The organism is Massilia terrae, assembly GCF_024753145.1.
Lineage (GTDB): Bacteria > Pseudomonadota > Gammaproteobacteria > Burkholderiales > Burkholderiaceae_D > Telluria > Telluria terrae.
This window is the reverse complement of sequence record NZ_JANUGU010000001.1, coordinates 565476-587676: the sequence shown is the minus strand read 5'-3', so window position 1 is coordinate 587676 and position 22201 is coordinate 565476. Positions and strand designations below refer to the sequence as shown.

Genomic DNA, 22201 nt, shown 5'->3' with positions numbered 1-22201 from the left:
GGCCTCCATATGGTAGTGATGGCCGCGCCCGGGGCACACCTGGATTGCAAGACCGATAATCATCGCGATCGGAAGCCCGTTGTTGCTACGCCTGGCTTGGCGCCTGGCCCAGCCGGGCTGGCGTGCCAGCGGCGGCCGCGCCTTTAACGCTGGTCGGCCGCGCGGACGCCGTATTCGGCGGCGATGTGGCGTTCGAGGCGTGCGTGCAGGCCGCGCAGGCGGGCCGTCAGCGCGCGAGCCTGGGCCAGTGCCGCGCGCGACTGTTGCGCTTCCAGTTCGGCGCACACTGCGGCGAAAGTGGTGGCGCCCACGGTTCGCGCCGAAGACTTGATACGGTGCGCCACCGCGCCGGCGCGCGCGAGGTCGGCGCCGGCCAGCGCGACGTCGATCTCGGCCATCCCTTCGCGTGCGGCGTCGAGGAACAGGAACAGGTATTTGCGGATCTGGTCGCGGTCCTCGCCCACGGTCGCGGCCAGCACCGTGGTATCGAGCAGCGCTGCCGCTCCTGCCGGCGCGTACGGCCTGGCTGTCGGCGCCGGCCCCGCCACCGGGGCGTGCCGCAGGCAGCGTGCGATGGTGTCGGCCAGCAGCGCCGGGTCCACCGGCTTGGCGACGAAGTCGTTCATGCCGGCCGCCAGGCTGCGTGCGCGGTCCTCGACGCTGGCGTTGGCGGTCATCGCGATCACCACCATGTCGCGCAGGGCCGGATCGGCGCGGATGCGGCGCGTGGCTTCCAGTCCATCCATCACCGGCATCTGCAAGTCCATCAGCACGCAGTCGAAGCGCTCGCGGCGCAGCAGCTCCAGCGCCGCGCTGCCATTGCCCGCCAGCGTCACCTTCGCACCGGCGCGTTCCAGCAATTCGCGCGCGACCTCCTGGTTGAACACATTGTCCTCGACCAGCAGCACGCGCACGGCATCGAGCGAAGCCGCGGCCGCCGGCGCCGCATCGTCGCCGCCGCTGGCCTGCCCCAGGCGCGCGGTGAACCAGAACAGGCTGCCCTGCCCGGCCACGCTCTCGACGCCGGCCTCCCCGCCCATCAGCTCGGCCAGCTGCTTGCTGATCACCAGCCCCAGCCCGGTGCCGCCGTAGCGCCGCGTGATCGAGGCATCGGCCTGGTGAAACGGGGTAAACAATTTGGACAATTCGGCCGGGTCGATGCCGATGCCTTCGTCCTGCACCTCGAAGCGCACCAGCGTATCGGCGCCGCCGCCGGCCAGCGGCCGGGCGCGCACCTGCACCGTGCCATGTCCGGAAAACTTGATCGCGTTGCCGACGAAGTTGAGCAGCACCTGCTCCAGCCGCAGCGGATCCCCGCGCAGGGGACGGCGCAGCGCCGGATCGACGTCGAATTGCAGGCGCAGCCCCTTGGCCGCGGCGTCCTCGCCCAGCTGGCCGGCCACGTTGCGCATCAGGCGGTCGAGCGAGACGTCGAGCAGTTCCAGCTCCAGCTTGCCCGATTCGATCTTGGAAAAATCGAGCAGGCGGTTGATGATCCCCAGCAGGTGCTGGCCGGCGTGGTGGATGCGGTCGAGGTAGCCGCGCAAGCGGGCGTCGTGCGCCAGCCCGCGTGCGAGGTCGGTCATGCCGATGATGCTGTTCATCGGCGTGCGGATCTCGTGGCTCATATTCGACAGGAACTCGCTCTTGGCGCGGCTGGCGGCATCGGCCCTGGCCTTGAGCTCCTGCAGTTCGGTGATGTCGGTGGCCACGCCCAGCATCGCCACCACCTGCCCGTCCACCTCAACCGGCACCGCGACCCGCCACAACTGGTGCATCTTGCCCCCGTGGTCGACGAATTCGCGCTGCTCGGCCAGGCGGCATCGGTCGGTGAACACGGCCTGGTCGTGGCTCCAGTATTTGTCGGCCTGGCGGGCCGGCACGATCTCGCTGTCGAGCTTCCCGACCACCTCTTCCGCACTGCGCCCGAACGCGGCCGCGGTCCGGGCGTTGACGTACAGGTAGCGGCGCGCGCGGTCCTTCATGAACACATAGGCGTCGACGTTGTCGAGCACCGAGTCGAGCAAGGCGCGCTGTTCGACGGCCTTGCGGCGCGAGCAGTAGAACTGGAGGAACAGGCAGTACACCAGCAGCGTGGCGACGAAGCCGCCGGCCAGCGCCAGCCACGGGATGCTGCGGTCCACGCCCACGTACAGGTCGCCCCGGCGCGCGAACACCAGCAGCTTCCACAGCTGGCCATTGAAGTCGACTGGCAGCACGGTCTCGAATTGCGGCGCACCGCTGCCTTCGCTGCGGTACAGCAGGCGATCGCCCGGCGCGGGAGGCCCCGGCCGGCCGCCGGGCGCCGCGCTGTACAGCGCCAGCGCGAGCGAGTGTTCGCCGGGACGGCCGAGCGCCTGCTCGATCAGCCCCGGCACCGAGAACCCGATGCCGACCGTGCCCAGGAAGCGCGCGCGCCGGCTGGCCACGTCGGGCGGCAGGCCGCCGCCGCTGTACACCGGCAGGCGCATGCCCAGCCCGATGTGCGGGTGCGGCCCCGCGACCTGCACCGGCTGGCCGGAAGCGCTGATGCCGCCGGTGTCGCGCGCCACCGCCAGCGCATGCTCGATCAGCGGGTTGGCCGACATGTCGACGCCGAACTTGTCGGCCAGCGGCTCGAAGGGCTCGATGTAGGTGATGACGTTGTAGCCGGCGCGGCGCCCTGGCGGCTTGATCGTGAAGTCCGGATAAGCGGCCGGATCGACGCTGCGGTCGGCGCGCACGGAAGCGATGAAGGCTTCGCGCTCGCTGTCCGGCACGTAGCGCGCCCAGGACACCGCGTCGATGGCCGGTGCGCTGTGCTGCAGGTCGAGCGCGGCGACATAGCGCCGGAACTGGGCGCGCGAGAGCATGTCGGATGCCGCGAACTGGGCCGACAGGCCGCGCACCACCGTGGTGTACAGGTTGATGCTGGCCGCGATGCGCTGCTGGGTGGCGCGCGCGCGGTTCTCGAAGCGCAGGCGGGCGTCCTTGTGCAGCTGGCGTTCGGTGGCCACGAACAGCAGCGCACCGACGAGCAGCGCCAGCAGCAGCCCGCCCAGCCACAGCAGGACATTGGAGCCGGCCCGGGTGCGGCGCGGTTGCAGTCTGCTGGTAATCGGAGGCGGCATCGGTGGACTCGTGGCTGGCTCGGCGCCAAAAGCCACAAGTATATGGCAGGCCGGCGGGACGCGGCACGGCACCTTGAGCGTGCCCGCTCCCGCATGGCCAAGCAGCGCGCGCCGTCAGGACGCCAGCCGGGTGTCGAACAGGGCTTCGCAGGTCGGCTCGATTTCGACGAACAGCGCGACCGCGGTCTCGATGCCGATCTTGACCGGCTCGCCGAGGCGGTGCGTGACCACGCCGGCGCGCCGCAGCATGCGCTCGATGGCGGTGGTGGTCACGGTGACGTACTGGCGCAGGCCGGCCTCATGGCCGTAGCGGATGATCGCCGCGATCGACTCCATGGTGATCTCGGAGAAGCCGAACGGGCCGCAGTCCTCGGTCTCGATCGCGAAGCGCGACAGCTCGTAAATACGCGGATCGGACGGCGCCTCGGCGCCGTGCAGCAGCTCGGGGAAGGAATCCTTGAGCATGTACGGGCCTTCGGTCGGCAGCACGCGCCAGCACCCGCGCAGGCTGCCGCCGGCCTCGCGCATCATCATGTACAGCGGTTCGAGCGCGTCGTAGCCGTCGATTTCCATCCCCGACAGCACCGGCACTTCCCAGCCCAGCCGGCCCTTGAACACTTTCGCCCGCAATGCATGCATCTCCCACAGGTCTTTCGATTTGAATTCCCGCCGTGCTGCGATTTCGATCTGCAGTGCCATGACATCCCCCATTGTTTTGTTGACATCGGAATATGCAAGGTGCATACGAAGTGTCGGCCAAAATCGGGGGAAACTGAACTAGCAGGCTTGCTAGGTAGATATAAATCGCCAAAGTGAAATACTTGCTAATTGCATATTTCCTCGAAAGGTGAATATCATGGATAAAGATTTTGTTTCCGAGGCAAGAATGGACGAGCAGAGTGCAACGATCGGCATCAACGCCGATGCCGTGCGATCACAATTGGCCGACCTGCGCCAGTTGCGCATCAGCAAGCGAGAGAGCCAAGAGAAGTTCTGGGGCCGCTTCGGCGTCACCCAGTCGAGCGGGAGCCGGTTCGAGACCGGGCTGTCGATCCCGGCGCCGGTGGCGATCTTGCTGAAGCTCTATGTCAACGGCAAGCTCAACGATGGGGACCTTCAGGAATAATCAGGCCGAGGGCAATTGCCTTGACCACGGCCTGCTGGCGGGTATTCACATTGAATTTCTGCCGCACGTTGGCCATGTGGAAATTGATGGTCGCTTCTGAGCAATCGGTGATGCGGGAAATCTCCCAGGAGGATTTCCCCGCCATCACCCACTTGAGCACTTCCAGCTCGCGCCGGGTCAGCTTGGGAGCAATCTCGGCTGGCTGGCGCGGGATCATCAGGCGCTGCGACGATTCCAGCGCATAGTCGCGGATCAGGGCCAGGTCGCCGATCCGGCCCCGGATCTCCCCCACCGCCTTGCCGTCGGCCGCGGCGTCCGACGCGAAACTGAGCACCCCGAACTCGCCGTTCGGGCCATGCACCGGCAGGGTCACCCCGGAACGGATGCCGAAGCCGCACGCTTCCTCGTACAGGGCACGTGGGGCGGCCCCGGAAAACGCGTCCGGCTGCCACACGATCGGCAGGCTGCTCGACAGGCAATGGGTGACGGTGGGATCGACATAGGCCAGCCGGTCGGCATCGTAGCGTTCCCGCCACGCCGCTGAATAATTGCTGACCAGGAAAGCGTTCTCGAACTTGGCATGGCGCGACGGTACCGCCCCGTACAAGACATGATCGAAGCCGCAAGAGCGCGCGAGCGCAAACAGCGCCCGGCTCCAGGCGGCGTCATCCTTGCTCTCAAGCAAGTCGATCAGTTGTTCGGTCTGCACCATGTGGCAAAGTAGGCAATGTTTTCTTTAATGCTAGATGAGATGTAAGCAGACTGCATCAAGAATTACAATTTTTATATTATTTCCTGAGGCGCTTTGGCCACGTTAAGTTGCCCTACAGAAACTAAACAATACTGCTTCCGCGCCAATCGTGCGACAAATTTGTGGTTTTTCCTCTACCCTCCCACGGTTCACGCCTTCACAATTGCACATATGCAACAAGAATGATCCGGCTGCCATTCTTTCCCGCTTGCCCCCTCGCGAGCACAAGGGTATCTTGTCACGATTTCTCGCGTAACATTTTTCATTGCACCAGCGCGCTCGCCGCTACACTAGCTACCAGCTCCGTTCCTGAGGAAGTAATCCATGAATGACATGACCGAACTGTCCGAAGAGCTCGACCTCCGGCTGCTCCTGCAAACCCTGATGGCGCTGAAGAAGGGCGACTTCACGGCCCGCATGCCGTCGGACTGGACCGGGGTGGCGGGCAAGATCGCCGACACCCTCAACGAAATCATCGAGACCAAGGAAAAGATCGTCACGTCGGTGAAGGACGTGTCGCGCGTGGTGGGCCGCGAAGGCCGCCTGACCCAGCGCGCCAGCGTGCCCGAGGTGACCGGCGGCTGGGCCACCATCCTCAGCTCCGTCAACACCCTGATCGACGACCTGGTGCGCCCCACCACCGAGATGGCGCGCGTGATCGGCGCGGTGGCCAAGGGCGACCTGTCGCAGACCATGGCGCTGGAGGTGGACGGCCACCCGCTCAAGGGCCAGTACCTGCGCGCGGCGATGACCGCGAACACCATGGTCGAGCAGCTGGCCTCGTTCTCGTCCGAGGTGACCCGCGTGGCGCGCGAGGTGGGTACGGAAGGCAAGCTCGGCGGCCAGGCGCAGGTGAAGGGCGTGGCCGGCACCTGGAAGGACCTGACCGACTCGGTGAACTCGATGGCGGGTAACCTCACCTCGCAGGTGCGTAACATCGCGGAGGTGACCACCGCGGTGGCGAACGGCGACTTGTCCAAGAAGATCACGGTGGACGTGCGCGGCGAGATCCTGCAGTTGAAGGACACCATCAACGTGATGGTGGACCAGCTGCGCTCCTTCGCATCCGAGGTGACCCGCGTGGCGCGCGAGGTGGGCACCGAGGGCAAGCTGGGCGGCCAGGCCTATGTGCCGGGCGTCGGCGGCACCTGGAAGGACTTGACCGACAACGTGAACTTCATGGCGTCCAACCTCACCGGCCAGGTGCGTAACATCGCGGCGGTGACCACCGCGGTGGCGAACGGCGACCTGTCCAAGAAGATCACGGTGGACGTCAAGGGCGAGATCCTGGAACTGAAGAACACCATCAACGTGATGGTGGACCAGCTGTCCTCCTTCGCCTCCGAGGTGACCCGCGTGGCGCGCGAGGTGGGTACGGAAGGCAAGCTCGGCGGCCAGGCGCAGGTGAAGGGCGTCGCCGGTACCTGGAAGGACCTGACCGATTCGGTGAACTCGATGGCGGGTAACCTCACGGCGCAGGTGCGTAACATCGCGGACGTGACCACGGCGGTGGCGAACGGCGACCTGTCCAAGAAGATCACGGTGGACGTGAAGGGCGAGATCCTGGAACTGAAGAACACCATCAACGTGATGGTGGACCAGCTGAACTCCTTCGCCTCCGAGGTGACCCGGGTGGCGCGCGAGGTGGGTACCGAAGGCAAGCTCGGCGGCCAGGCGAACGTGCCCGGCGTCGCGGGTACCTGGAAGGACCTGACCGACGGCGTGAACTTCATGGCGTCCAACCTCACCGGCCAGGTGCGTAATATCGCGGAGGTGACCACCGCGGTGGCGAGCGGTGACCTGTCCAAGAAGATTACGGTGGACGTGAAAGGCGAGATCCTGGAACTGAAGAACACCATCAACGTGATGGTGGACCAGCTGTCCTCCTTCGCCTCCGAGGTGACCCGCGTGGCGCGCGAGGTGGGCACGGAAGGTAAGCTCGGCGGCCAGGCCTATGTGCCGGGCGTCGGCGGCACCTGGAAGGACCTGACCGACAACGTGAACTTCATGGCGTCCAACCTCACCGGCCAGGTGCGTAACATCGCGGCGGTGACCACCGCGGTGGCGCGCGGCGACCTGTCCAAGAAGATCACGGTGGACGTGAAGGGCGAGATTCTCGAACTGAAGGACACCATCAACGTGATGGTGGACCAGCTGTCCTCCTTCGCATCGGAAGTGACCCGGGTGGCGCGCGAGGTGGGTACGGAAGGCAAGCTGGGCGGACAGGCAAACGTGTCCGGCGTGGCCGGCACCTGGAAGGACCTGACCGAGAACGTGAACCAGCTGGCGGCGAACCTGACCAACCAGATGCGCGCGATCGGCGAGGTGGCGACCGCCGTGACCCGCGGCGACCTGTCGCGTTCCATCCAGGTGGAAGCGCGCGGCGAGGTGTCCTACCTGAAGGACAACATCAACGAGATGATCCGCAACCTGAAGGAGACCACCCAGAAGAACGCGCAGCAGGACTGGCTGAAGACCAACCTGGCGCGCTTCACCCGGCTGCTGCAGGGCCAGCGCGACCTGCAGGCCGTGACCAAGCTGATCCTGTCGGAACTGGCGCCGCTGGTCTCCGCCCACCACGGCGTCTTCTACATGATGGACTCGCAGGAGATCGACGCGCGCCTGCGCATGATCGCCTCCTACGGCTACCGTTCCAGCCGCAAGCTGCCCACCTCCTTCCTGCCGGGCGAGGGCCTGGTTGGCCAGTGCGCGCTGGAAAAGACCCGCATCTGGCTGACCGACGTCCCGCGCGACTACATCGTGGTGTCGTCCGGCCTGGGCTCGGCGCCTCCGACCAATATCGTGGTGCTGCCGATCCTGTTCGAGCAGCAGGTCAAGGCGGTGATCGAGATCGCCTCGCTCGACCGCTTCACCGACACCCACCTTTCCTTCCTCGACCAGCTGATGGAATCGATCGGCGTGGTGCTCAACACGATCGAGGCGAACAGCCGTACCGAATCGCTGCTGACCCAGTCGCAGTCGCTGGCGCAGGAACTGCAGCAGACCAACCAGGAGCTGGCCGAGAAGGCGCGCCTGCTGTCGGAACAGAATATCGAGGTGGAACGCAAGAACCGCGAGGTGGAGCAGGCCAAGCTGGCGCTGGAAGAGAAAGCGACCCAGCTCGCGCTCTCGTCCAAGTACAAGTCCGAGTTCCTGGCCAATATGTCGCACGAGTTGCGCACCCCGCTCAATTCGCTGCTGATCCTGGCGCAGCAGCTGTCCGACAACCCCGAGGGCAACCTGTCGGGCAAGCAGGTGGAATTCGCCAAGACCATCCACGGTTCCGGCTCCGACCTGCTGACGCTCATTAACGACATTCTCGACCTGTCGAAGATCGAGTCGGGCACCGTCACGCTGGACGTGTCCGAGTACCGCTTCAACAACCTGCGCAACTACGTCGACCGCACCTTCCGCCACATGGCCGAACAGAAGCACCTCGGCTTCACGGTCGAACTGGCCGACAACCTGCCGACCGCGCTGATGACCGACACCACGCGCCTGCAGCAGGTGCTCAAGAACCTGCTGTCGAACGCCTTCAAGTTCACCAGCCACGGCCAGGTCGCGCTGTCGATCAGCATGGTGGAAATCGGCTGGAGCCCGGACCACCCCAACCTGCCGCTGGCCGATGCGGTGGTGGCGTTCTCGGTGCGCGACACCGGCGTCGGCATCCCGTCCGACAAGCTGCAGCTGATCTTCGAGGCCTTCCAGCAGGCCGACGGCTCGACCGCCCGCAAATACGGCGGCACCGGCCTGGGCCTGTCGATTTCGCGCGAACTGGCGCGCCTGCTGGGCGGCGAGATCCGGGTCGAATCGATGATCAACGTCGGCTCCACCTTCACGCTGTACCTGCCGTACAACCGCGCCGGCTTCGTCAACTACGAGCTGGCGCGCCAGCCGCAGCCGGCCCGCCTGGCGCCGCCGCAGCCGCAGCCGCAGCACAACGCGGTCGCGCTGGCGCCGAACACCGACAACGACGTGGTCACCGTCGAGGCCACCGTCAGCAGCAGCGCGCTGGTCGAATACGCCTCGGTGCTGGACGACCGCGGCGTGATCGCCCCGGGCGACCCGTCGGTGCTGATCGTGGAAGACGACGAACGCTTCGCCAAGGTGGTGCTGGAGTTCGCGCGCGAGAAGAACTTCAAGGGCATCGTCACCCACCGCGGCGACTCGGCCCTGTCGCTGGCGCGCGACTACCTGCCGTCCGCGATCCTGCTCGACATCGACCTGCCCGACATCGACGGCTTCACGGTGCTGGACCGCCTCAAGCGCGACCCCAACACACGCCACATCCCGGTGCACGTGATGTCGTCGCTGCGCGAGCGCGAGCGCGCACTGCGCCAGGGCGCGATCTCGTACATCAACAAGCCGGTCGGCCGCGAGCAGCTGCAGGAGGAGTTCACCCGCATCCAGAAATTCCTCATGGGCGGCAAGCGCAGCCTGCTGGTGGTGGAGGACGACAAGGCCCAGCGCGACGCCATCGTGCAGCTGATCGGCGCGTCCGACCTGCGCCTGGTGACCGCCGAAGACGGCAAGGCCGCGATGGAAGCGCTGGAGAGCAGCCACTTCGACTGCATGGTGCTCGACCTGACCCTGCCCGACGTCTCCGGCTTCGACCTGCTCGACCAGATCGGCCATAACCCGCGCCTGCGCGACCTGCCGATCGTGATCTACACCGCCAAGGAGCTGACCCGCAAGGAAGTGACGAAGCTGAAACGCTACGCCAAGACCATCGTGGTCAAGGATGCGCGCTCGCCCGAGCGCCTGCTCGACGAAACCGCGCTGTTCCTGCACCGCTCGCACGCCAGCCTGCCGGAGAACCAGCGCCGCATGCTGGAAGAGATCCACGCCGCCGAGGGTGGCCTGGCCGGACGCAAGGTGCTGATCGTCGACGACGACCTGCGCAACATCTTTGCCCTGTCCTCGCTGCTGGAACGCCAGCAGATGCAGGTGCTGTTCGCCGAGAACGGCCGCGACGGCATCGAGGTGCTGGAGAAGGACCCGAGCATCGAGATCGTCCTGATGGACATCATGATGCCGGAGATGGACGGCTACGACACGATGCGGGCGATCCGCCGCATCCCGAAGTTCAAGTCGCTGCCGATCATCACCCTCACCGCGAAGGCGATGAAGGGCGACCGCGACAAGTGCATCGCGGCCGGCGCGTCCGACTACATCACCAAGCCGGTCGACGTGGCCCAGCTGCTGTCGCTGATGCGGGTGTGGCTGCATTGACCGCCTGGGCCTCGTTCGCCGCCGGGGTCGCGCCCGACGAACTGGAAATCGAGCTGCTGCTGGAGGCGATGTACCAGCGCTTCGGCGTCGATTTCCGGGGCTACGCGCGGCCCGCACTGAAGCGCCGGCTTACGGAGCTGATCCGTGCGCAGGGGCTCGCCACCATCTCGGCGCTGCAGGAAAGGATGCTGCACCAGCCAGGCGCGCTGGCCGTCCTGCTGCGCGCGCTGGCGGTGCCGCCGGCCGCGCTGTTCGACCCGCCCCAGCATGCCCTCCTGCTTCGCGAGGTGCTGGTGCCGGCGCTGGGGGTTTGCGCGCTGCCGCGCGTCTGGCTGGCCGAATGTGCCGGCATCGGCGAGGCGTGGGCGCTGGCGATCCTGCTGGCCGAGACGCAGCTGCATGGGCGCACCGAGATCTTCGCCACCGTGTCCAACGAGGAGCTGCTGGCCGAGTCCAGCGAAGGCACGCTGCCGGCCCAGAACCTGGCCGCGCTGCAGCAGCGCTACGAGTGCAGCGGCGGCCGCGGCAAGCTGGCCGACTATCTCGAAGTGTCGAACGGCCGCGCGAGCCTGTTGCCGCAGTTGGCCGGCCGCATCACCTGGGCTCACTATAGCCCGGTGACCGACGCCTCGTTCAACGAGTTCCAGGCCATCGTCTGCTGGCGCGCCCTGCCCGACTTCGGTCCGGTGCTGCGCCAGCGCGTACTGCGCCTGTTCCACGATAGCCTGGCGCGCTTCGGCGTGCTTGGCATCGACAAGCCGCTGTCGCCATCGGACGGGATGGCGGACCGCTACCAGCAGCTGGTGCCGGGCCAGGGCTGGTACAAGCGGGTCGGCTGAGCGCCCGACCCGATGCACGAAGTGCGCGGCGTCGATGTGATGGCGGTGCTGCGCTGAGAGGCCGCGGCAGCGGTGGTATCATGGGGCACGGATTCACGCCCCCTGATACCAGCAATGAAACACACCCTCTTCCTGTTCGACCTCGACGACACCCTCCTCGACTTCAAGGCCTCGGAAAAACTGTCCTTCGCGCGGACCGTGCAGTCGCTCGGCGTCTCCGACGGCATCGACGAGCTGTTCGCGGACTACCAGGTGATCAACATCGATCTGTGGAAGCGCTTCGAAGCAGGCACGGTGGCCAAGGAATTCCTGAAGGTCGAACGCTTCCGCGCCACCTTCGCGCAGCATGGCCTGGACCTCGACGCGCAGGCGGCCAGCCACACCTACCTCGAATCGCTGTCAGAGTCGGTGGTGCTGATCGAAGGCGCAAAGGAAGTGTGCGAGGCGCTGGCCGCGATCGGCGAAGTCGGCATCATCACCAATGGCGTCGCGCAGATCCAGGGGCGGCGCATCTCCAGCGCCGGGCTGCACCATCACATCTCGTTTGTTGCGACCTCGGAAGCCTGCGGTTTCGCCAAGCCGGACAGCCGCTTCTTCGACTACACCGTCAAGATGGCGCGCAAGTTCGCCAAGGCGGAGACGGTCATCGTCGGCGACCGCCTCGACGCCGACATCCTCGGCGCCAACCGCTTCGGCATCGAGAGCTGCTGGTTCAACCCGTCCGGCGCGGCCAACGAATCCGAAGCCGTGCCGGATTACGAGGTCGCGAGCCTGCACCACATCGTGCCCTCGCTCAAAGGGCTGGCGTTCGCGGAATAGCAACTCAACGTCGCGAATCGTGCGGGCGCTGGCGCGGCCCTTCTTGCATACTTGGCCCGTCAGGGCTTGCCGATCGTCGGCCGCGCGGCGATGCGGTCGCGCCAAGCCTGAAGGTGAGTGAAGCCGGCCTCGCCTGCGTTGAACTTCAACATGCCGCGCGCGAACTCCAGTCCGCAGAAGGCCGTGATGTCGGCGATGGTGAAGCGGTCGCCGGCGACGTAAGCCTGCTTCGCCAGCACGCCATCCAGCCAGCGCGCGCTGGCCAGCATCTTCTCACCCTGCGATTTGCCGAAGTCCTCGAACTGCGGCTGCTCCAGGGGCGCCAGCGCGGGATGGGTGTGGCGCACGCAGTTGGCGATCTGCAGGAACAGGTAGTGCTCCACCTGGCGGTCCGCCATCTCGATGAAGGCGCGCTCTTCGAAGCCCTCGCCCATCAGGTTCGGCTGCGGCTGCAGGCCTTCCAGGTAAGTGCAGATCGCGCGCGTTTCGGACAGCGTGCGGCCATCGTCGAGCTCCAGCACCGGCACGCGGCCGAAGGGATTCCTGGCGAGGAATTCGGGCGTCTTGATCTCGCCGTTGAACAGGTCCACCGCCACGATCTCGAGCGCGATCCCCTTCTCCGCCGCAAAGATGCTGACCCGGCGCGGGTTGGGCGCGTATTTGCTGACGTAGAGCTTCATCCGGTCTCCTAGTTTGTCACTTCAGGCTGAGCGCATGATAGACCGAATCGGCGCTGCGTGCGCCATCTGCATGGCTCGTTGACATGCTTTCGGATTTGGCTAAAGATGTCGGGCGCCGCTCTCACGAGGCGCGGCGTTCAACGTACATACTCGCAAAGGTCGCCCATGCATCGCAAGCTCATCCCGGCCGCTGTCGCCGCCGCCCTCGCCCTGTTCGCAGCCCAGCCCTTGACCGCGGCAGCCGCCGCCGCTCCGGCGCGGGCCGTCACGACCCAGCTGCCGCGCGGGATCACGCCCACGCACTACGATGTGTCGCTGGCGCCGGACGCGAAGGCGGCCACCTTCGCCGGCAAGGTCACGATCACGCTCAATGTGCAGGCGCCGGCCGGCAGCATCACGCTCAACGCGGTCGACCTGAAGTTTGCCGGCGCGGCGCTGACCCCGGCCGCCGGCGGCGCGCCGGTCAATGCGACGATTGCCGTGGATGCGAATGCGCAGACCGCCACCTTCAGCTTCCCGCGCCCCATCGCGAAAGGGACCTACAAGCTCGCGCTCGACTACACCGGCGTGATCGGCACCCAGGCGGTCGGCCTGTTCTCGCTCGACTACGACAGCCCGGCCGGCAAGGAGCGCGCCCTGTACACGCAATTCGAGAACTCCGATGCGCGCCGCATGATCCCCTCGTGGGATGAGCCCTCCTACAAGGCCACCTTCGCCCTCGACGTGACGGTGCCGGCAGGCCAGATGGCGGTCTCCAATATGCCGATCACCAAGCAGGAAGACCTCGGCAACGGCCTGGCGCACGTGAGCTTCGCGCAGTCGCCGAAGATGTCGACCTACCTGCTGTTCTTCGGCCTCGGTGATTTCGAACGCGCCCGCATGACGGTCGACGGCACCGAGCTGGGCGTAGTGACGCGCAAGGGCGGCGCATCGCAGGCCCAGTTCGCGCTGGATTCGGCCAAGCTGGTCCTGCGCGAATACAACGATTACTTCGGCGTGCGCTACCCGCTGCCAAAGCTCGACAACATCGCCGGCCCGGGCCGCAGCCAGTTCTTCGGCGCGATGGAAAACTGGGGCGCGATCTTCACCTTCGAATACGACATGCTGGTCGATCCCTCGTTCTCGACCCCGCGCGACCGCCAGAACGTGTTCGCGACGGCCGCGCACGAGATGGCGCACCAGTGGTTCGGCGACCTGGTCACGATGGCGTGGTGGGATGACCTGTGGCTGAACGAAGGCTTCGCCTCGTGGATGGAAAGCCGCACCACCGCGCGCCTGCATCCGGAATGGAATACCGCGCTGCAGTCGGTGAACAGCCGCGACGCCGCGATGTTCCGCGATTCGCTCGCCACCACCCACCCGATCGTCCAACGCATCGAAACCGTCGAACAGGCCAGCCAGGCCTTCGACGACATTACTTATCAAAAGGGCGAAGCTGTCATCCACATGCTGGAAGGGTATGTCGGCGAGAACGCCTGGCGCAGCGGCGTGCGCGCCTACATCAAGGCCCACGCCTACGGCAACACGGTGTCGGACGACCTGTGGAAAGCGGTCGAGCAGGCGGCGAAGAAGCCGATCACCGCGATCGCGCACGACTTCACGCTGCAGCCGGGCGTGCCGCTGATCCGCGTCGAGGACATCAGCTGCAAGAGCGGGAACACGGTGGTCAAGCTGTCGCAGGGCGAATTCTCGCGCGACCAGCCGGACAAGAAGCCACTGTCGTGGCGCGTGCCGGTGATCGCTCAGATCGTGGGTGCGCAGAAGCCGGGCCGCGCCATCGTCAGCGGCGGCCAGGGCGCGCTCACGCTGCCGGGCTGCGGCGGCGCGGTGATCGTCAATGCGGGCCAGAGCGGCTACTACCGCACCCTGTATGCGCCGAAGTTCTTCAACGAGATCGCGGCCTCCTTCGACAAGATGGCGCCAATCGACCAGTTGGGCGCGCTCGCGGACAGCTGGGCGCTGGGCCTGGCGGGACTGCAGAACACGGCCTCGGTGCTCGACCTGGCGGCGGCGACGCCGCTGGCGGCCGACCCGCAAGTGTGGGGACGCATCGCGTCGGTGTTCGACAACATTCACAACCTGTATGAAAAGGACAGCACGCCGCAGAAGCGCTTCGACGGCTATGCGGCAGCGCGCCTCGCCCCGGTGATGGCGCAAGTGGGCTGGAACGCGCGCGCGGGCGAGCCGACCACCATCACCAACCTGCGCGAGCACCTGATCGCGGTGCTGGGCGACCTGGGCGACCCGAACGTGGTCGGCGAGGCGCGCCGCCGCTATGCCGCGATGGACAGCGATCCGAAGGCGGTGCCGGCGGAACTGCGCAAGGTGATCGTCGGCGTGGTCGCGGAACACGCCGACGCCGCCACCTGGGACCAGCTGCACGCGCGGGCGCAGGCCGAGAAGACGCCGCTGATCAAGGACCACCTGTACACGATGCTGGCCTCGGCCAACGACAAGGCGCTGGCGCAGCGCGCGCTGGACCTGGCCCTGGGCGACGAGCCGGGCGCCACCAACAGCGCGGCGATGCTGTCGCGCGTGGCGCAGTACCATCCGGACATGGCCTTCGATTTCGCGATCAGTCACATCGACCAGGTCAACCAGCGCATCGACGCGACTTCGCGCAGCCGCTACTTCCCGCGCCTGGCCTACGGCTCGTTTGATCCGGCCATGATCCAGAAGCTCGGCGACTACGCGGGCGCCAACCTGGCCCCGACCTCGCGCCGCGACACCGACACGGCGATCGCCGCGATCCGCGACCGCATCAAGGTGCGCAATGAGCGCTTGCCGGAGATCGATGTGTGGCTGGCCAGCCATCGGGTGGACTGAGGCGCGACGGTAAAAGTACCCGCTAGCGCACGCAAAATGGGGTTCCGGCGTTCGCGGGAACCCCATTTCGACGCGTACCACTTAGCGTAAAAGAACCGACGACCTCACTTAGGCCGGCGCGGCCTGGCGCGCTTTCAACCATACATCGAGCTTGCGCGCGCTGCCGGGCGGTACGTGCAGTCCCAGCTTGGAGCGGCGCCACAGGATGTCCTCGGCGCTCGTGGCCCACTCATGCCGGCACAGGTACTCGGCTTCCGCCTCGTACAGCCCGGGCACGATTTCATCCCCCATCTGCTCCATCGAGCCGCGCCCCGCCAGCAGCACTTCGATCAAGGTGCCGTAGGCGCGGGCGTAGCGCGCCAGCAGCGGCGCGGGCAGCCACGGCCAGGCCGCCTGCTGGCGCCGCATCCACTGCTCGAACTCCAGCACCGCGCGGCTTGCCGGCTGCGGGCCGTAGAGGTCGCCGCCGGGCAGGCAGGCGTGCGCGGTCCACGGCCCGGCCTTGCGGCCCAGCGTGGGCGCGATCCAGTCCACCGCCTGCTCGGCGAGCTTGCGGTAAGTGGTGATCTTGCCGCCGAAGACGGACAGCAGCGGCGCGCCGCGCGTGTCGCGCTCCAGCCGGTAGTCGCGCGTGACGGCGGCCGCGTTGCCTGACGCATCCTCCACCAGCGGGCGAACGCCGGCGTAGCTCCACACCACGTCGGCCGGGCCGATCTGGCGCACGAAGTAGCGGTTGGCGAGTTGGCACAGGTAGCCGACTTCCTCCGGCGTGATGGCGACCTTGTCCAGGTCGCCCTTGTACTCGATATCGGTGGTGCCGATCAGCGTGAACGCGCCTTCGTAGGGCATGGCGAACACGATGCGGCCATCCGGGTGCTGGAACAGGTAGGCGAACTGGTGGTCGAACAGGCGCGGCACCACGATGTGGCTGCCCTTGACCAGGCGTAGCGCGGCGCCGGCGCCGGTCGCGCCTTGCAGGAAGCGCGCGGCCCACGGCCCGGTGGCGTTGACCAGGCAGCGCGCGTTGACCCGGGTGCAGCCATCGGCATGCTGGAGCGTGGCGGACCAGTGGCCGGGATGGCGCTCGATCGCACGGCACAGGGTGTGCGGCATGATGGTGGCGCCGCGTTCGCCGGCGTCCAGCGCGTTGAGCACGACCAGCCTCGCATCGTCGACCCAGCCGTCCGAATACACGAAGCCGCGCGCGAACTTGCGCTTGAGGGGCTTGCCGGCCGGGTGGCGCGGCAGGTCGACCGCTTCGGATCCGGGCAGGAATTCGCGCGGCGCCAGGCGGTCGTACAGCATCAGCCCGGCGCGGATCAGCCACGCGGGCCGCTGGCCGCGGTCATGCGGCATCACCAGCCGCAGCGGACGCATGATGTGGGGCGCGCTCTTGAGCAGTACCTCCCGCTCGGCCAGCGACTTGCGCACCAGCCCGAACGCGAAGTACTCCAGGTAGCGCAGCCCGCCATGAATCAGCTTGCTGGAGGCCGACGAGGTATGGGCGCCGAGGTCGTCCTTCTCGCACAGCACCACGCGCAGGCCGCGCCCGGCGGCGTCGCGCGCGATGCCGACGCCATTGATGCCGCCGCCGACCACCAGCACATCGCACTCGATACGGTTTGCGTCCTCGCTCATGCACTCTCCCCCGGAGGGAAATCAGTCTCGCCCTCGATGACCCGAGGATAACCCGACAAGGCGCGCGATGCCTGCATTCCGCCCATCACCGCCGCTTCCACGCAACCGGCATCGAGTCCGGTGCGCAGCCAGTCGCCGGCCAGGTACAGGTTCGACAGGCCCGAGCCGCTTGCCGTCACGCGGTAGCCGCCGCTGCCGGCCACCGACAGCACGTAGCGCTCGGACGGGTCGACGTTCGCACGCCAGAACTGGCGCTGGAAGCGGTCCTTGCCCTCGCCGTGCAGCGGGTCGTGCAGCCAGTCCCACGCGAAGCCGCCGGCCGCGGCCGGCCACAGCCCACCGATGCGCGACGCCAGCAGCGCGAACGCGTTGTCGCGCGCTTGCGCGTTGGCGCGTTCCGGATAGCCGTGGTCGGATTGCGGCGGCAGCGCGCCGGCCGGGAACACCCCGCAAAAATAGGATACCCCTGCCGGGCGCTCGCTGCCCGGCCAATCTTCACGCGCCAGCACCTGGTCCATCGGCGCCCAGGTATCGTAGGGCTGGCTGAAGCCGGTCAGCACAGGCTGCTGGCCGCCGGGGTGTTCGGTCCATCCGAGCGCGTCCAGATCGCGGTCGAACCAAGCCTGGAAGGCCTGGGTGGCGATGGTGCGCAGGCGCCTGGCGGTGGCGCGCAGCGGCGGACTGGCGTCGAGCACGCGTGGCGCCAGTAGTGGCAGCGAGGCCACCGGTATGCCGAACACGATGTGGTCGAAATCTTGCCCGCGGCGCAGCACGCGCTGCGGCAGCTCGCGCCCGAAGGCCTGGCGGTAGATCGCCGGCCAGTCGCTGTACCACGATTCGAGGTCGACGCCGCTTTCCCGCATCAGCATGGCCTGGGCAGGATCGAGCTGCTCCCACAGTGCTTGCGAAGGCCAGCACGGCAGGCCCTTGACGTCGACCAGCGGATCGTAGCTGCCGCCCACGAGCGCCTGCTCGGTCAGGCGCACTTCGCCGATGCCGTCGCCATCGGGCAGCAGCTCCTCGACGCGCCGGAAGAATTCAAAGCGCACGCCGCGCGCCGCCAGCACCTGGTAGAGCGGCGCGAACACGGCGTCGCCCATGCCCGCCGTCATGCGCCACATGACGCTGCCGCGGTAGGCGAAGCCGATGCGCAGCATGCAGCGCAGCGCGGTCCCCGCTTCCACGTTGGGCCGCGCCGGGTCGCCGTCGTCGTAGGCGAACAGCAGCTCATACAGCGCGCGCACCGGCGTGCTGTCGACGCACAGCCCGGGGTCGCCGCCGTGGCGCCGCAGCCAGGCGCGCAAGTCCTCGTTGTTGATCGCGTCAAAGCCCTGCGTGAACACGCCGTCGGCCAGCATCCCCTTCAGCGCCGTGCGCGCGATGGCAATGCCGACCAGCGTGTGTTGCAGCTGGCCCGCGCTGAATGCGGCTCCCTGCGCTTCTTCGCCCAGCTGGTCCAGCGCCGCCGCCAGCGCCGCGCGGTGTTCGCTGCGGTGGGCGCGCGCATCACGCGGCAGGCTTTCGGCCAGCGCCAGCAAGCGGTCGGCGGCACCGGCGCGCAGATTGCCCTGCCAGCGCGGCAACCAGCGGATGACTTCCAGCGCCAGCGCCCACGGCGTGAGCGGATCGCTGCCGGTGCCCGGCGCGCCCGGCCGGCGCGGCAGCACCAGGTTCCACGGGCGCCAGGCGGCGCCGTCCTGTTCGGCCAGCGCGATGTAGTCCTGTGGCTGGAAGGCGGCGTCCCAGGTCGCCAGCGGCGCGCCCGGCGCGCGCCCGAGCTCCGTGTAGGCCGCGCGCATCATCGCGAAGGCGTTGGCGTAGTGGCCGAACCAGATGTGCAGGCCGTGCTCCTCGATGCGCCGGCCGAGATCTGCGTTGCGCCCGCTCGCGCCCTTGCCGCCGAGGCGCCAGCCCTGCTGGTAGACGGTAATGTCGATACGCTCGCGCCAGCCCGGCTGCGCACTCAGGTAGAACGCGGCCGCCAGCGCGCCGGCGCCGCCGCCGAGAACAGCGATCTTCTGGACCTGTGCCATTCTTCTCTCCCGGACAATTGCGCTCAGGCCAGTGTATTGTTGCCGATCTAGACCGATGTTTGCCTACATCAAGCTTGCTGCTTGCTTGCGTGACGCTGTGTAGAATTCAGGCATGACGATGAACTTCCACGCTGTCCGATGACCGCACCGGTGCGCGCCTGGGTGCGCATGCCGTCGGGCAAGCGCCTCGACCTGCTCGATCCCACGCCCTTCGACTGGGACGACGCCGACCTGGCGCTTGGGCTGGCCCGCACCTACCGCTGGGGCGGGCACTCCGCCTGGCCGCTGCCGCTGTCGGTGGCCCAGCACTCGATCATGGTGATGCTGCTGCGGCAGGCCGAAGCGCCCGCCCTGTCGCCCGAATTCGCGCTGCGCGAGCTGCTGCACGACGCCGAGGAAGGCCTGCTCGGCTTCGACGCGATCTCGGTGATCAAACCCTTCCTCGGCGACGGTTTCCGCGCCCTGACCCGGCGCCTGGAGCACGCGGTGTTCCTGCGCTACGGCCTGCCCTCGTGGACGCCGCAGGAGCACCGCCGCCACAAGCAGGCCGACCGCATCGCCGCCGCCAGCGAGGCGGTGCACGTGGCCGGCTGGTCGGAGCAGGAAGTGCGGCGCACGCTGAAAATCCAGTCGCCGGTGCTGGCCGAAGATCCGCTGGCCGCGCTGTACGGCGGCACGCCGTGGGAACCGTGGCCGCCCGCGCTGGCGGCGGAGCGTTTTCTTGAGCAACTTAGCGAACTACAGAAACGTATCCAATTTGCAAGATAATTCAGCCAAGCTGCTGATTTGATTGGATATTTCTTGATATCCACAAAAGCTGTGGATAAATGTGTGGAAAAGAGGCTATTGACAAGCCAGAAGCCCAGATTTCATGCGGCTTCCGATAGTTTGCCCATTCCGAAGGCAAAAATCGCAGCCTTATAAATCAAGGACTTAGAAAGGCCATGAGGCCTGGTCCTAGAAAGCTACTCAGCAGATTCCTACAAATTCCTACAGCGGGGGATAAGTCAGCAAAACTCCCGCGTGAGCGATGTTCACTTCCAGGCGTTGCGGGCCCGCTCGCGCACCAGCATGCGCACCGCTTCCGGCATCGGTTGGCGGCTGTGGGCGGTCTGCGCGTCGAGCCAGGCGCACTCCTCGAAGTGCTTGAGCATGGCCGGGCTGATGAAGCGGGTGCGCTGCGCATACACGTGGCGGTCGCCCATCTGGGCCTGCTGCTTGATGAAGAATTTGTTCGGCACCACCAGCTGCAGGTGCTCGCGGGCGCGGGTCATCGCCACGTACAACAGGCGGCGCTCCTCCTCGATTTCCTCCATGCTGCCGGTCGCCATGTCGGACGGAATGCAACCGTCGACCACGTTCAGCACGTGCACCGAGCGCCACTCCTGCCCCTTCGACGAATGGATGGTGGACAGGATCAGGTAATCCTCGTCCAGCAGCGGCGGCCCGGCGCGGTCACTGGTCGCTTCCGGCGGATCGAGCGTGATCTCGGCCAGGAAGCTCTCGCGCGAGCCGTAGCCGCCGGCCAGCGCGGCCAGCTGCCCGACGTCGGCGGCGCGCACCTGCGGATCATCGTGCATGCGCTCCAGGTGCGGCAGGTACCAGTTCTTCACCAGCTCGATGTCGCCCGGCCAGCGCAGGCCCGGCGCCCGCAGCGCGCGGTAAAGGGCGACGAACTGCTGCCAGTCCTCCTTGCAGCGCGCCGGCGGCTCGAAGGCTTCCACCGCGCCGGACGGGTCGGCGGCTTCGCTGACGATGTCGAGCAGGCGGGTGGCGGTGGCCGGGCCGATCCCCGGAATCATCTGGGCCACGCGAAAGCCGGCCATGCGCCCGCTCGGGTTCTGGGCGAATCGCAGCACCGCCAGCACGTCCTTGATGTGGGCCGCTTCCAGGAATTTGAGGCCACCGAACTTCACGAAGGGGATATTGCGGCGCATGAGTTCCAGCTCCAGCGCAGCGCTGTGGCTGGCGGCGCGGAACAGCACCGCCTGCTGGGTCAGCGGGATGCCGGCCTCGCGGTGTTCGAGGATGCGGTTGCAGACCCAGCGCGCCTGCTCCGCTTCGTCCGGAATCAGCACCAGCTGCGGCTTGCTGGACGAGTGCTTGTCGGTCCACAGCTGCTTGGCGTGGCGTTCCACCGCCTGCTCGATCATGGCGTTGGAAGCGTCGAGGATGGGCTGGGTCGAGCGGTAGTTGCGGTCGAGCGTGATCACCTCGGCCGGGCGCGAGAACTGCTGCGGGAAGTCGAGGATGTTGCGCACCGTGGCGCCGCGGAAGGAATAGATCGACTGGGCGTCGTCGCCCACCACCATCACGCCGCGCCCGTCCGGCTTCATGCCCTGGATGATCGCGGCCTGCAGGCGGTTGGTGTCCTGGTACTCGTCCACCAGCACGTGATCGAAGCGCGCGCCGATCTCGGGCCCGAGCTCGGGATCGGCCGCCATCTCGGCCCAGAACAGCAGCAGGTCGTCGTAATCGAGCACGTTCTGCTCCTGCTTGGCGTCGACGTAGGCGCCGAACAGGGTCTTGAGCTGGGCCTCCCACTCGGCGCACCAGGGGAAGGTCGTCTTGAGGACAAGCTCGAGCGGATCGCGGCTGTTCACGGCGCGCGAATAGATCGACAGGCAGGTGCCCTTCAGCGGGAAGCGCTTCTGCCCTTGCGTAAGGCCGATCTCATGGCGCACGAGGCCCATCAGGTCTTCGGAATCGCTGCGGTCGTGGATGGTGAAGGATTCGTCCAGGCCGATGCGGCCGGCGTACTCGCGCAGCAGGCGCGCGCCGATTGCGTGGAAGGTGCCGGCCCAAGGCAGCGTGGTGGGCGCGTGCGACAACGCCAGGCCCATGGTCTTCTGAAGCACGCCGCCGGCGCGCTGGGTCATCTCGTTGGCGGCGCGGCGCGAGAAGGTCAGCAGCAGGATGCGCTGCGGGTCGGCGCCGCCGCCGATCAGGCGCGCGACACGGTGCGCCAGGGTGTTGGTCTTGCCCGAGCCGGCGCCGGCCACCACCAGCAACGGGCGTGGCTCGGCACTGCCGACATCGTGCTCGACAGCCGCGCGCTGTTGCGGATTAAGGGCGGCAAAGGGATCGTCGACGGTCGGCGTGTGCATGGACTGGTGGGTTGGAACGGGTAACGCGACTGTACAGTTA

At 67.1% G+C, this 22201-nt stretch carries 13 protein-coding genes; 6 read left to right on the top strand and 7 right to left on the bottom strand.

What is annotated here, in order from left to right; genetic code table 11:
- Nucleotides 1–143 precede the first annotated feature (143 nt).
- The gene (locus NX778_RS02720; RefSeq protein WP_258810140.1) at nucleotides 144–3110 is read right to left on the bottom strand and encodes a CHASE domain-containing hybrid sensor histidine kinase/response regulator family protein; all 2967 of its coding nucleotides are present in this window, start codon (nucleotides 3108–3110) and stop codon (nucleotides 144–146) included.
- A gap of 114 nt (nucleotides 3111–3224) precedes the next feature.
- Nucleotides 3225–3809, bottom strand: a complete 585-nt coding sequence (locus NX778_RS02715) for an acyl-homoserine-lactone synthase (RefSeq protein WP_258810139.1) — start codon at nucleotides 3807–3809, stop codon at nucleotides 3225–3227.
- Between the two features lie 157 nt (nucleotides 3810–3966).
- Here NX778_RS02715 and NX778_RS02710 point away from each other — a divergent pair, with 157 nt between their 5' ends.
- Nucleotides 3967–4236, top strand: coding sequence for a helix-turn-helix domain-containing protein (locus tag NX778_RS02710; protein ID WP_370661301.1), 270 nt, complete (start codon nucleotides 3967–3969; stop codon nucleotides 4234–4236).
- Here NX778_RS02710 and NX778_RS02705 read toward each other — a convergent pair.
- Nucleotides 4211–4948: a helix-turn-helix transcriptional regulator gene (locus tag NX778_RS02705; RefSeq protein WP_258810138.1), complete on the bottom strand. Its 738-nt coding sequence runs from the start codon at nucleotides 4946–4948 to the stop codon at nucleotides 4211–4213. The genes NX778_RS02710 and NX778_RS02705 overlap by 26 nt on opposite strands.
- Nucleotides 4949–5311: 363 nt before the next feature.
- Between NX778_RS02705 and NX778_RS02700 the strand changes: the two genes are divergently transcribed.
- The 3 genes from NX778_RS02700 (at nucleotide 5312) to NX778_RS02690 (ending at nucleotide 11877) form a co-directional block, all read left to right on the top strand.
- Nucleotides 5312–10219, top strand: coding sequence for a response regulator (locus tag NX778_RS02700; protein ID WP_258810137.1), 4908 nt, complete (start codon nucleotides 5312–5314; stop codon nucleotides 10217–10219).
- Nucleotides 10207–11058, top strand: a complete 852-nt coding sequence (locus tag NX778_RS02695; protein ID WP_258810136.1) for a CheR family methyltransferase — start codon at nucleotides 10207–10209, stop codon at nucleotides 11056–11058. The genes NX778_RS02700 and NX778_RS02695 overlap by 13 nt, the downstream gene beginning before the upstream one ends.
- Nucleotides 11059–11172: 114 nt before the next feature.
- Nucleotides 11173–11877, top strand: a complete 705-nt coding sequence (locus NX778_RS02690) for a YjjG family noncanonical pyrimidine nucleotidase (RefSeq protein WP_258810135.1) — start codon at nucleotides 11173–11175, stop codon at nucleotides 11875–11877.
- A 59-nt stretch (nucleotides 11878–11936) separates the two neighbouring features.
- Here the strand turns inward: NX778_RS02690 and NX778_RS02685 are convergent, their stop codons facing one another.
- On the bottom strand, nucleotides 11937–12557 hold the full coding sequence (locus NX778_RS02685) for a glutathione S-transferase family protein (RefSeq protein WP_258810134.1): 621 nt from the start codon (nucleotides 12555–12557) through the stop codon (nucleotides 11937–11939).
- A 165-nt stretch (nucleotides 12558–12722) separates the two neighbouring features.
- On the opposite strand from NX778_RS02685, the gene NX778_RS02680 reads away from it, so the two are divergent.
- A complete protein-coding gene (locus NX778_RS02680; protein WP_258810133.1) occupies nucleotides 12723–15383 on the top strand; it encodes a M1 family metallopeptidase in 2661 nt (886 codons plus the stop codon).
- A 108-nt stretch (nucleotides 15384–15491) separates the two neighbouring features.
- Here the strand turns inward: NX778_RS02680 and glpD are convergent, their stop codons facing one another.
- Both glpD and NX778_RS02670 read right to left on the bottom strand, forming a co-directional pair.
- On the bottom strand, nucleotides 15492–17021 hold the full coding sequence (gene glpD / locus NX778_RS02675; RefSeq protein WP_258810132.1) for a glycerol-3-phosphate dehydrogenase: 1530 nt from the start codon (nucleotides 17019–17021) through the stop codon (nucleotides 15492–15494).
- Complete coding sequence (locus NX778_RS02670) at nucleotides 17018–19054, bottom strand: NAD(P)-binding protein (RefSeq protein ID WP_258810131.1); 2037 nt, start codon at nucleotides 19052–19054, stop codon at nucleotides 17018–17020. The genes glpD and NX778_RS02670 overlap by 4 nt, the downstream gene beginning before the upstream one ends.
- A 138-nt stretch (nucleotides 19055–19192) precedes the next feature.
- Here NX778_RS02670 and NX778_RS02665 point away from each other — a divergent pair, with 138 nt between their 5' ends.
- A complete protein-coding gene (locus NX778_RS02665) occupies nucleotides 19193–19822 on the top strand; it encodes a phosphohydrolase (RefSeq protein WP_258810130.1) in 630 nt (209 codons plus the stop codon).
- Nucleotides 19823–20088: 266 nt separating this feature from the next.
- On the opposite strand, the gene NX778_RS02660 is transcribed toward NX778_RS02665, so the two are convergent.
- The gene (locus tag NX778_RS02660; protein ID WP_258810129.1) at nucleotides 20089–22161 is read right to left on the bottom strand and encodes an ATP-dependent helicase; all 2073 of its coding nucleotides are present in this window, start codon (nucleotides 22159–22161) and stop codon (nucleotides 20089–20091) included.
- Between the last annotated feature and the right edge of the window lie 40 nt (nucleotides 22162–22201).